The organism is Bifidobacterium pongonis, assembly GCF_019331805.1.
GTDB classification, from domain to species: domain Bacteria; phylum Actinomycetota; class Actinomycetes; order Actinomycetales; family Bifidobacteriaceae; genus Bifidobacterium; species Bifidobacterium pongonis.
In genome coordinates this window covers 43,755-54,847 of record NZ_JAHBBE010000016.1, presented here as the reverse complement: position 1 = coordinate 54,847, position 11,093 = coordinate 43,755, and the positions used below count along the sequence as shown (strand labels likewise).

At 61.6% G+C, this 11,093-nt stretch carries 11 protein-coding genes and 1 pseudogene; 4 read left to right on the top strand and 8 right to left on the bottom strand.

Translation table 11 applies throughout. The features are described from left to right. Both KIH75_RS05395 and KIH75_RS05390 read right to left on the bottom strand, forming a co-directional pair. Positions 1–741 (bottom strand): ABC transporter permease (locus KIH75_RS05395; RefSeq protein ID WP_219055752.1); only part of this gene is annotated, 741 nt, incomplete at its 3' end. A gap of 11 nt (positions 742–752) precedes the next feature. Continuing rightward, a complete protein-coding gene (locus KIH75_RS05390; RefSeq protein WP_338024297.1) occupies positions 753–1,742 on the bottom strand; it encodes an ABC transporter ATP-binding protein in 990 nt (329 codons plus the stop codon). Between the two features lie 111 nt (positions 1,743–1,853). On the opposite strand from KIH75_RS05390, the gene KIH75_RS05385 reads away from it, so the two are divergent. Both KIH75_RS05385 and KIH75_RS05380 read left to right on the top strand, forming a co-directional pair. Further along, positions 1,854–3,092 (top strand): sensor histidine kinase, encoded by a 1,239-nt coding sequence (locus KIH75_RS05385; protein WP_219055750.1) that lies wholly within the window; start codon positions 1,854–1,856, stop codon positions 3,090–3,092. 88 nt (positions 3,093–3,180) lie between these two features. After that, positions 3,181–3,843, top strand: coding sequence for a response regulator transcription factor (locus KIH75_RS05380; protein ID WP_219055756.1), 663 nt, complete (start codon positions 3,181–3,183; stop codon positions 3,841–3,843). A gap of 57 nt (positions 3,844–3,900) precedes the next feature. On the opposite strand, the gene KIH75_RS05375 is transcribed toward KIH75_RS05380, so the two are convergent. From KIH75_RS05375 to KIH75_RS05360, 4 genes are all read right to left on the bottom strand, one after another. Continuing rightward, positions 3,901–4,116: a YbdD/YjiX family protein gene (locus KIH75_RS05375; RefSeq protein ID WP_236028065.1), complete on the bottom strand. Its 216-nt coding sequence runs from the start codon at positions 4,114–4,116 to the stop codon at positions 3,901–3,903. A gap of 79 nt (positions 4,117–4,195) precedes the next feature. Next, on the bottom strand, positions 4,196–6,610 hold the full coding sequence (locus KIH75_RS05370) for a carbon starvation CstA family protein (protein ID WP_219055749.1): 2,415 nt from the start codon (positions 6,608–6,610) through the stop codon (positions 4,196–4,198). Positions 6,611–6,759: 149 nt separating this feature from the next. After that, the gene (locus KIH75_RS05365; RefSeq protein WP_219055748.1) at positions 6,760–7,098 is read right to left on the bottom strand and encodes a branched-chain amino acid transporter permease; all 339 of its coding nucleotides are present in this window, start codon (positions 7,096–7,098) and stop codon (positions 6,760–6,762) included. Then, complete coding sequence (locus tag KIH75_RS05360) at positions 7,095–7,922, bottom strand: AzlC family ABC transporter permease (RefSeq protein WP_219055747.1); 828 nt, start codon at positions 7,920–7,922, stop codon at positions 7,095–7,097. Before KIH75_RS05360 ends, KIH75_RS05365 begins: the two co-directional genes overlap by 4 nt. A 223-nt stretch (positions 7,923–8,145) precedes the next feature. Here KIH75_RS05360 and KIH75_RS05355 point away from each other — a divergent pair, with 223 nt between their 5' ends. Both KIH75_RS05355 and KIH75_RS05350 read left to right on the top strand, forming a co-directional pair. Further along, positions 8,146–8,661, top strand: coding sequence for an NAD(P)H-dependent oxidoreductase (locus KIH75_RS05355; RefSeq protein ID WP_219055754.1), 516 nt, complete (start codon positions 8,146–8,148; stop codon positions 8,659–8,661). Positions 8,662–8,827: 166 nt separating this feature from the next. After that, entirely contained in the window at positions 8,828–9,706 is an 879-nt protein-coding gene (locus tag KIH75_RS05350) for a DUF3737 family protein (protein WP_338024296.1), read from the top strand. Between the two features lie 98 nt (positions 9,707–9,804). Here KIH75_RS05350 and KIH75_RS10365 read toward each other — a convergent pair. Both KIH75_RS10365 and KIH75_RS05345 read right to left on the bottom strand, forming a co-directional pair. After that, a pseudogene (locus KIH75_RS10365) lies at positions 9,805–10,029 on the bottom strand (aldo/keto reductase); the annotation flags it as partial. Between the two features lie 113 nt (positions 10,030–10,142). Further along, positions 10,143–10,991: an aldo/keto reductase gene (locus KIH75_RS05345; RefSeq protein WP_219055745.1), complete on the bottom strand. Its 849-nt coding sequence runs from the start codon at positions 10,989–10,991 to the stop codon at positions 10,143–10,145. Between the last annotated feature and the right edge of the window lie 102 nt (positions 10,992–11,093).

The following is an 11,093-nucleotide window of genomic DNA, read 5'->3' as shown; positions in this document are numbered from 1 at the left end:
CAGCGGGCTGACGGTCTGCCTGATGCCGAGCGTCGAGAGATTGGCCTGCATAGAGGTGATGCTGTTGATGGCGAACGACATGGCCATGAGGCTCACCATGCCGAACAGCGCGTAGAAGTACCGCGCCGTGGCGTCGGGCTTGAAATGGGTCAGGGTCGTCTCGCTCGTGTAATCGTCGTAGGCGCCGAGTTTGGCGAGCGTGGACGGATCGGTGAGCGACCGCGGGTTCGTGGCGAGGATGTGCCTGATGGTGGCGTCGGTGGCGTTGTAGCGTGCGATGAGGTTGCGCAGCACGGTCAGCGAGATCTGCGTCGAGCTGGTTCCCGCGGAGGGGTCGGCCTTGCCTGCCGCCTGCTTGCTGATGGATAGGTGGAGTTTGCCGTCGGCGGTCGCGTTGATGGCGCCGTCCACGGTGCCGTTCCGCATGAGTGCTACGGCTTCGCTTGCGTCCGCGACGTCGCGCGTGGCGATGATGCCCTCGCCGTCGCCGCTGGTTTCGCCGTCACCGCCGTCGCTCAATCCCGCGATGCCGTCGACGAAGACGTGCGCGCCCGTCGCCTTGCTCCACGCATCGTCCTTCACGACGGCGACGTTCAGGGAGCCGAGTTCGTAGGATTCGGCGATATGCCCGAACATCGAGTTGAACATGGTCGCGAGGATCAAGGGGAAGGCGAACAGCCAGAACAACGCCGCCTTGGCTCGTATGTTCGCTTTGAGGCAGACCAGGAAACTGTTCCACATGGCGTGCTCCTTCAGTCGCGCAGGGCGGTTCCGGTCAGTTCCAGGAACACGTCGTTGAGCGTGGGCGGGCGTGAGGTGAGGTGGCCGATGCTCACGTGCTCGGCTTTGAGGATGTCGAGCACGTCGAGCAGATTATGCGTGCCGCGCCTGCAACGGATGGAGAGTTCGCGCCCGTCGTAGGTGGCTTCGATGACGAATCCGAGATCCCGGATGCGGGAGAGCACCTGTCCCGCGCTCCTGCCGTGTTCGCCCAGGTCGAGCGTTTCCACGGTGATGCGTTCGCCCAGTTCGATCATGCCTTTGAGCTCCTCGCTGGTGCCGAGCGCGAGATGCCTGCCGTGATCCATGATGAGGACGCGGTCGCAGATCTGCTCCACTTCCTCCATGTAATGGCTGGTGTACACGACGGTCGCGCCCCCCTTGTTGAGCCGCTGGATGCCTTCGAGGATGGCGTTGCGGCTTTGCGGGTCGACGGCGACCGTGGGCTCGTCGAAGAAGATGAGGTCGGGCCTATGGGCGATGCCGCATGCGATGTTGAGCCGTCGCAGCAGGCCGCCGGATAGCTTCCTGGGGCGGAATTTGCGGAATTCCCCCAGCCCGACGAAGTCGATGGCCTCGTCGACCAGCACCTTCCTGCGCTTGCGGTCGGGCACGTACAGCGAGCAGAAGTAGTCGATGTTCTCGGCGACGGTGAGCTCGTCGAATACGGCGACGTTCTGCGGGACGATGCCGATGCGGCGTTTCAGGTCGTAGCTTGTGGGGGTCAGTGGCTCGCCGAATACGCTGATGGAGCCTTCGCTGTAGGTGAGCAGGGCGAGGATGCAGTTGATCGCGGTGGTTTTGCCCGAACCGTTGGGACCGAGCAGGCCGAAGATCTCCCCCTCGTGCACGTCGAGGTCGAAGTAGTCGAGGGCGAGCGTATCGCCGTACCGTTTGATCAGGTGTTCCACGCGCACCGCGCTGTTGACGCTCATGTGGGTTCCTTTCTCGTGTGCTTCCATTCTTGCAGGCGCGTGGCGTGCGACACCGGTGAATGCGGTCACGAGAACGCCCGGCATGGTGACATTTGTCACGGGTGTGGGTGAAGTAGACTCGGGCCTGTGAAGGAAATCGTGGAGCAGCTGCTGATCACGGCCATGGCCGTGGCTTTGGCGGCGACGTGCTGCGGCGGGGTGCCGGTCGCCGCCGTCGCCGGGCTGTTGATGGCCGTATGCTGCGCCGGATTGACGCAATGGCTGGCGTCCTCCCGCAGCGATCTGGTATGGCTGCCTTCGGCCTGCTGCGCTCTTGCCGTGGCGGCGCTCCCCCTGCTACTGACCGCCCTGCCCGGAGCGGCGTATGCCTGCGCACGTGTTTCGCGCTGCGGTTCCTCCAGCGACGGGTATGTCGTACACGACGCGCCTGACCCGAGATTCCCCGTTTCCTCGCGGATTCGCGCCGTGATCGCGTTATGCGCCGCACTGGCATGGCTGCCGGCATGTGTCCGTCTGATTGCGATGGCCGCAACCGGAACGTCGATCGGCATGGGCGCTTCCCCGTCGCGTGAGGCGATGCTGGCCTGCATGACATGCCTGTTCTGCGTCATCGCCTTCATGCTCGGCCATACGAGACGTGGGCTCGCATACGCTTCACGTTCCTCACGCCATGCCAGGGACGCGCGTCGCGCCATGGCACGGGATATGGCGGCACGCCTGGCTTCATCCGCCGAGGAACGCGATATCGCCATGCGTATGGCGACATTGGACGAGCGTACCCGCATCGCGCGCGACATCCACGACAATGTGGGGCATCTGCTTACCCGCGCCATCATGCAGACCGAAGCGTCGAAGGTCGTGGCGCAGGCGCGCGGTGATACGGAAGCGGTACGCTCGTTGGAGGATATCGGCGGCACCTTGCATGAGGCGATGACGATGATGCGCCGATCCGTGCACGATCTGGCCGATGAGGGGACCGATTTCGCATCCATGATCGGGGAGGCATGCCGTTGCTCGTCCGCCTTGGAGGTACGGGTGACGAATGATGTCGAGGATGTTCCAGCGCCGGTGGCGCGATGCTGCGTCGCGCTGGTCCGCGAGGCGCTGGCGAATACGGTGCATCATGGCACGGCCACCCATGCCGAAGTGATATTGCGTGATTTCCCCGCGTTCTGGCAGATCGTCGTGCAGGATGACGGCGGACCGGCGCAACGGGCCGGGAACGCCGATCCGGAAGGATCGCGCGCCATGGGACTGGCGGATATCGAAGCCCGGGTGCGGGCGTTGGACGGCACCTGCGCGTACGGCCCGAACGGGCCGGGCTGGCGGGTGTTCGCTTCCATCCCCAAGCAGGAGGCGACGCCGGCAGGCGCGTGACGGATGCGCAACCGCATACAAGGCTTGGGAAAGGCATGGTCGACGGCTTGGCGCAGGGCTAGAATCTGCGTATGGGAGGAACCATATGATGAAAGTCGCGATCGCCGATGACGATCCCATCGTCTGCTCGTCGTTGAGGACGATTCTGTGCGCCACTGGCACGGCCGACGTGCCGTGGACCGCCACCGATGGCGATGAAGCCTATGCGCTGTACACGGCCGGTCCGGCGCAACGGCCGGACGTGATGCTCATCGACATCCAGATGCCCGGCACGGACGGTATCGAAACCGCACGTCGCATCCTCGAATTCGACAAGGCCGCGCGCATCCTCTTCCTCACCACATTCGCCGATCGGCATTACATCTCGCAGGCCATGGCGCTTGGCGCACGCGGCTATCTCATCAAACAGGACGTCGCCTCGGTGTGCCCGGCCGTGCAGGCGGTGATGGCCGGGCAGATCGTGCTGGGGGCCGATGTGTTGGACAAGCTGACATCCCCCGCGCCGGAGCACGGCGAAGCGGCGGGCGGGCGGCATGTGGACGCCGGCTTGCGCAAGGCGCTCGACACGTTAAGCGACAGGGAACGCGATATCGCCGCCTTGGTCGCGCAGGGATTGGACAACCGTCAGATCGCGGCGCGGCTGTTCCTGAGCGAAGGCACGGTGCGCAACCGCATCAGCGACATCCTCGACAAACTCGCCCTCGACAATCGCACGCAGCTGGCCATCACCTGGTTGAACGCCGGCAGGTGACGCCTCTTCCGCCGCTCTCCCCGCGCCCTCACGTTCCGTTCCCCGCGCCTGCCGCGTTCAACAGCAGCAGCTGGTGTTGGGATGGTATTTGTCGTATTCCTCACGCGCACGCAGGAACTCCGTTTCGCTCATGGGCGTCTCCCCCGGATGCTCCTGCGCGAAATGCTCCAGATAATGGTCGTATCGCGCCTCGCCGCTGATCTCACGCATGTACCAGACGATGCCCCGCCATGCGGCGCGCACCTTGCTGGCGATTCCACTGGCAATTCCCATAATCGTTTCCTTAATGAAAAACGTCGGTCCGAACGTATGACCGTTCGGACCGACGATAACCAACCGTTATGACACGGCGTCAGGCGGTGGCCTGAGCACCCTGCTGGCGCAGCTCCTGCAGCTTGGCGCTGTATTCGCGCTGCACCTTCTTCTCCAGCTTGGTGGCGATCAGGCTGGACGGGGCGAACCATTCGGATTCCATGAACGGTTCCTCACTGGTGGTTTCCACGCCGAACTTGCCGCGGGCGAGGATCTTCACGACCTCGACCACGCCGACGATCACGAACACACCCATCATGATGAGGAAGAACACGGAAAGGAAGCCGTCGAGGTACGCGTTGGACAGTGCGGCCTTGGCGTTCGTCAGGGCTTCGCCGCTCAGCGTGCCGCCGGCGATCTGGGCCTTGTAGTTCGCGGCCACGGTGAAGTAGCTCAACGGTCCGAAGATCTTCTGGAAGTCGGCGGTGAAGGTCACGGCGACATCCCACACGAGCGGGACGATCGGGATCCACAGGTACTTCGTACGGCCGAGCTTGGCGACGCACACGGTCACGAGCACGAAGCAGGCCGCGGCGAGCAGCTGGTTGGAGATGCCGAAGATCGGGACCATGGCGTTGATGCCGCCGTTCGTGTCGGCCACGCCCATCCACAGCATGGAGCCCCACAGGGCCACGGCGATCAGCGTGGTGATCACGTTGCCGACCTTCCAGGTCGGGTCGGCGAACTTTTCGAGCTTACGCACGTTGCCGAGCAGCTCGCCGATCTGGTAGCGGGCCACGCGGGTGCCGTTGTCGACGGTGGTGAGGATGAACAGCGCCTCGAACATGATGGCGAAGTGGTACCAGAAGGCCATGGCGTTATGGCCGCCGAGGAAGGACTTCAGGAAGCTCGCCATGCCCATGGCGAAGGTGGTCGCGCCGCCGGTGCGGGAGACGATGGTCTTCTCGCCGATGTCGGAGGCGGCCTTCTCCAGGGCTTCGGAGCCTTCGTAGGTCTTGGCATCGCCGTTCTCATCGACGGAATCCCAAGTGACCTTCATCTGCTCGCCCTTGATGTTGCTGACCTTCATGGAGTTCACGGCCTTGACCGCGGCGTCGGCCTGCTCCTTCGGGGTGGAGGTGGCGGACACGGTCACGCCGGAGGCCTTGCTGATCTGCAGGGCGGACATGTTGGTGGAGAAGTACACGCCCTGGGAGACGGTGATCGCGGCGATCAGAGCGATGATGGCGGTGAAGGATTCGACCAGCATGGAGCCGTAGCCGATCATGCGGATCTGGTTCTCCTTCTCCAGGGCCTTCGGGGTGAGGCCGGAGCTCACCGCGCCGTGGAAGCCGGAGAGGGCGCCGCAGGCGATGGTGATGAACAGGAACGGGAACAGGCTGCCGGAGAAGGTCGGGCCGTTGGACAGGGATGCGAGCTCGGTGATCGCAGGCACCTTGACCATCGGGTTGGCGACGATGATGCCGACGACGAGCAGCAGCAGGGTGCCGATCTTCATCAGGGTGGACAGGTAGTCACGCGGGGTGACGAGCAGCCAGTGCGGCAGTGCGGCAGCGGCGAAGGAGTAGATCACCAGCGCGATGACGAGCTGCTTGCCGGTCAGGGTGAAGATCGGGGCGAGCGTCGGGGAATCGGCGATGTAACCGCCGGCGACGATGTCGATGACGAGCAGCACGAAGCCGAGGATGGTGGTTTCGATCACGCGGCCGGGGCGCAGGAAGCGCTGGTAGCAGCCCATAATCAGGGCGATCGGGATGGTCATGCCGATGGAGAACACGGCCCACGGCGAGGATGCCATGGCCTTGACCGCGACCAGGGCGAGGAAAGCCATGGCGATGGCGGTCATGACCACGAGGAACACGGACAGGATGGTGCCGCCGAACTTGCCCATCTCATCGGTGGCCATCTGGCCGAAGGAGCGGCCGCGGCGCTTGGCGGAGATCCACAGCATGAGCATGTCCTGCACGGCGCCGGCGAAGATCACGCCGAGGATGATCCACATGGTGGAGGGCAGGTAGCCCATCTGCGCGGCCAGGATCGGGCCGACGAGCGGGCCGGCGCCGGAGATGCCGGCGAAATGCTGACCGAACAGCACGCGGCGGTCGGTGCGTTCGAAGTTGGCGCCGTCGTGCACGCGTTCGGCCGGAGTGGCGTTCGCGTCATTGGTGCGCATGATCTTGATCTGGATGTAGTACGCGTAGAAGCGGTAGGCGATCGCGTAGGAGCACAGTGCCACCACGATGAACCAGATGGCGGAGATCTCCTCGCCGCGCGATACGGCCAGCACGGACCAGCCGACGGCGCATACGATCGCCACGACGGCCCAGATGATGGCCTTCGGCCAGGTCCATACCATCTTCGGCTTCACGCCAACGGGCAGACCCTTCGAATTGCGGATGACGCGCTCCGCCTCGGCGGGCGTGTAGTCGTCCTTGAACTCCAGCTTGCCGGGCGCAGGCACACGAGCCCCGGCAGCGCTAGCTGCACTTGTCATTCTCTTTATTCTCTCTCGATTGCAGGATTGTTGCTTGTAGCCATGGCCACGATGGGCCATTCCCACGGCTATGGAACAGCGTAAGCCCGTCAATCGCAACACCGCGTTACTTCTCACGATATGGGACGCACGCGGCTGCGGTGAGACGCTCAGACCTGGAACACCACCTGCACGAGCAGCATGTAGACGGCGGTGCCGCCCGCGATCGACAGCAGCATGTTGCGCTTCCACACGTGCAGCAGGACGATGACCGCGATGGCCACCGCTTCGGGAATGCCGTGGGTGCCGGCGAGCAGCGTCACATCCTTGAGCGAATACACCACGAGCAGGCCGCCCATGGCATAGGGCAGCACCTTGCCCAGGTATTCGACGACGCGCGGCGGGCGCTTCGACTCAGGGAACACGATGAAGGGCAGGAATCGCGTGATGACGGTGCCGATCACGGCCATGAGGATGGTCACGACACCTTGCCAGGTTTCCATGGTCATCGGATATCCTCCTTCTCCTCGGCGAGCGCGGTTGCGGTTGCGGTCGCGTTTGCGTTTACGGTCGCGGTCGTGCCAGCCCCCGCATCCGTATCGCCGTTCGCGCCATCCTCCGGTTTGAGGTCGTCCAGGTATCGCCGCAACGCGAGGAACAGCACGAGCATGACGATCAGCGAGGGGACCATGAATCCGTCCGGCCCGAACAATGTCAGGCAGATCACCGGAACCACGATGCCCAGCAACGCCGCCATGTGGCTTTTGCGTTCCGAATTCATCCACTGGTCCAGGAACACCACCACGAACAGTCCGGTGAGGATGAATTCAAGCCCGTTGGTGTTCAGGGATGAGAGCCGCTCCCCCAGCAGTCCGCCGAGCGTCGCGCCCAGCACCCAGTAGAACTGGTTGAGCAGCGTGACGAAGAAATAGAACCAGCCGTGGTCCACGCCCTGCGGGATCTTCGCTCCGGAGTTCACCGCGAAAGTCTCGTCGCACAGGCCGTAGATGAGGTAGAACTTCTTCGCCCCCACATTCCGGTATTTGCCGAGCATGGAGATGCCGTAGAAGATGTGCCGGGCTCCGATCATGACCGCCAGCAGGAACGCCGCGATGGGGTTGAACGCGGAGAGCAGCAGGTTGACTGTGACGAATTCCATGGAGCCGGTGAAGATGAACGCGCTCATGCACATGGGCCATACGAAGGAGAACCCTTTGGTGCCCATGAGCACGCCGTACGACATCGCGAGGAAAAGGAAGCTGATGCACACCGGCAGGCTTTTCGGCACCGCCGCGCCCAACGCCTTGGAAAGCGTCTCCCTGTTCGCCCGCATACCGGTCCGTCTCCTTTCGCTCCCGCCGGCACCCCGTGCGCCGGTTTCCGAAACATCATAACCGCGAGCGCGTGGGGGAAACGTCTGTGGTGTCATTGATTGCGTTTATATGGTGTTGTTGGCTGGCGGCGTGGCTGGTGTGGGCCGGTTGGTGGTGTGGGTGTTGTGGTGTGTGGTGTTACAATGGCCGGTGAATGTTAGCCGTTTTGGTAAGGCGTGTCTGTTGAGGACGTTGGTTTTGGTGTTTCATCCGCATTTGGATCGGTCTCGTGTGAATCGTGCGCTTATGGATGTGGCTGCCGGTGTTGATGGGGTGACGGTGGTTGATGAGTATGCGCAGTATCCGGATTTTGCGGTTGATGTGGCTCGTGAGCAGGCGTTGATCGAGTCGCATGATCGTGTTGTGTTGCAGTTCCCGTTTTATTGGTATAGTTCTCCGGCTTTGTTGAAGCAGTGGGAGGATGCGGTGTTGCAGGCTGGTTGGGCGTATGGCGGTGGTCGCGCGTTGGAGGGTAAGGAGTTCATGTTGGCGGTGTCGACTGGTTCTCCTGCGGAGTCGTATGCGCGTGATGGTAGTCATGTGCGCACTATGGAGGAGTTGTTGTCTCCGTTTGAGACGACGTTCCGTCATACGCATGCGACGTATTTGGAGCCGTTCCTGGTGCAGGGTGTTGCTTCGTCTTCCGATGAGCGGCTTGATGGGGTGATTGCCGGTTATTCCGCTGCGTTGGTGTCGTGATGTGTTTGCTGGTTTGACCTGTTGGCTTGTGGTTGCGGGTCTTGCTGGTTTGTTTGCGGGGAGTTGTGTTCGCTGGTGGCGGATGTGACTCCCCGTTTGACTTCGAGTGCTTGAGGTTTCTATGTTGTGCTGTGCGTATGAGCGTATGCGTGATGTGAAGGAGGATATGGTGGAGCGTGTGTCTGGTGTTGCCGGTGTGGGTGATAAGGCTGAGGTTCGTCAGGCGTTGTTGACTGGTGAGCGTGCTGAGTTTTTCGCGCGTGATGGGCGGTATGTGGATTCGGTTTTCGCTGATGGTGAGTCGCCGTTGAAGCATGCGCGTGGTGTTGAGTTGGTTGATTGTTCGTTCAAGTGGAAGTATCCGTTGTGGTATTGCGAGGATGTGCATGCTTCGGGGTGTACGTGGTTTGAGATGGCTCGCGCGGGTGTGTGGTATACGAATCGTATTGCGGTGGAGGATTGCACGTTCGAGGCGCCGAAGAATTTCCGTAGGTGTCGTGGGGTGTCGTTGCGTGGCGTTGATTTCGTGAATGCGGAGGAGACGTTGTGGGGTTGTTCCGATGTGTCGTTGGAGAATGTGTGTGCGCGTGGTGATTATCTGGCGATGAATTGTGAGGATGTGCATGCCGATAATCTGCGTTTGGTGGGTAATTACCCGTTTGATGGCGCTCGGAATGTGGTGGTGTCGAATTCCCGGCTGATTTCGAAGGATTGTTTTTGGAATTGCGAGAATGTGACGGTGCGTGATTCGTTTATTTCGGGTGAGTATTTGGCGTGGAATTCACGTAATGTGACGTTTGAGCATTGCACGATCGAGAGTTTGCAGGGCTTGTGTTATGTGGATGGCTTGGTGTTGCGTGATTGCCGTCTGGTCAATACGACGTTGGCGTTCGAGTATTCGCATGTCGATGCGGATGTGCGTGGCACGATCGATAGTGTGTTCAATCCTTCGTCCGGTGTGATTCGTGCCGATGCGATCGGGGAGCTGACGCTTGATCCGGAGCGGATCGATCCGAGCAAGGTCACGGTGGTCACCGGTAAGTGAGGTTCCCGCCCGGCCGTGTTCCCGCGGGCTTGTGGTTGGAGGTTTGCGGTCGTATGGCTTTGCGGGCTTGGCTGGTTCCGGTATGCGGCTGATCTGCGGATGGAGGCGGCGGCGCGGTCGTAGTTCATGTTGGAGACCCAGATTTTGCTGGTGATGAAGATGTCGCCTCGGTCGATGCCGCTGTGGTTGATGGCGGCGCCGACTCCTGCCTCGTTGCCGTAGGCTTGGGCGGTGTCGATGAGTCGGTAGCCGGTTTCCAGGGCTTGTGCCACGCAGCGTTCGGTTTCCTCCGGGGGTGTCTGGTAGACGCCGTAGCCGAGCATGGGCATGGTTATGCCGTTGTTGAGCGTTGTGTATTACATGGGTGTTGCCTCCTGTGTGTGTTTGCGGTTCGTGTGGGTCGCGGGTTGCGGGTTGCATGGGTTGTGCTGGCCGTTCAGACCTGCCGGCTGTAGTCGTTGTGGGTGAGTACGAATGCGGGCGGCTCGTCGGGCACCTGGTAGTACGGGGTTTGCGACAGGGTGTTGATGGTGGCCATGTCGGCGTCGGTCAGTGCGAAGTCGAAGATGTCGAGGTTGTCGCGCATGTGTGTCGGATTGAGGGTTTTGGGGAAGATGACGTTGCCTTCCTGCAGGTGCCAGCGCAGGATGATCTGCGCGGCGGTTTTGCCGTATTTGCCTGCGAGCGCGGTGATGATGGGTTCTTCGAGGAGTTTGCGGTCGCCGTGGCCGAGCGGATACCAGCCTTCGAAGGTGATGCCGGTGCCTTGGAGTTGTGTTTTGAGCTCGTGCTGGTTCCAGTAGGGGTTGATTTCGACTTGCAGTACGGCGGGCATGATGTCGGCGATGTCGAGGATTTCCTGGATTTTGCGCATGGGGAAGTTGGATAGGCCGATGGATTTCACGGTGCCGGCTTTGACGGCTTCTTCCATGGCTTTCCATCCGGAGATGTAGTCGCCGTAGGGCTGGTGGAACAGCATGAGGTCGACGTAGTCCATGCCGAGGCGTTCCAGGGAGGCGTTGATGTCTTTGCCGCACTGGCTGTATGGGTAGCTTTGCGGGAAGAGTTTGGTGGTGATGAACAGGTCTTTGCGGTCCACGCCGCATGTTTTGACCGCTTCGCCGACGGCCACTTCGTTGAAGTAGGCGTTGGCGGTGTCGATGTGGCGGTAGCCGGCTTTGATCGCTTCTGGTATGTGTTCGCGTACTTCGTCGCCGGTCATTTGGAAGACGCCGTAGCCGATCGCGGGGATTTCCTGTCCGTTGTTCATGGTGAATCGTTGCATGCGTTGTTCCTTTCGTTTAATCGTCTTGCGTATGATTATGGGCTTTGTATGCCGCCCGGTAAAATGCGAAACGAGGAACTGCTTATGCGTTTGGCGCATAAG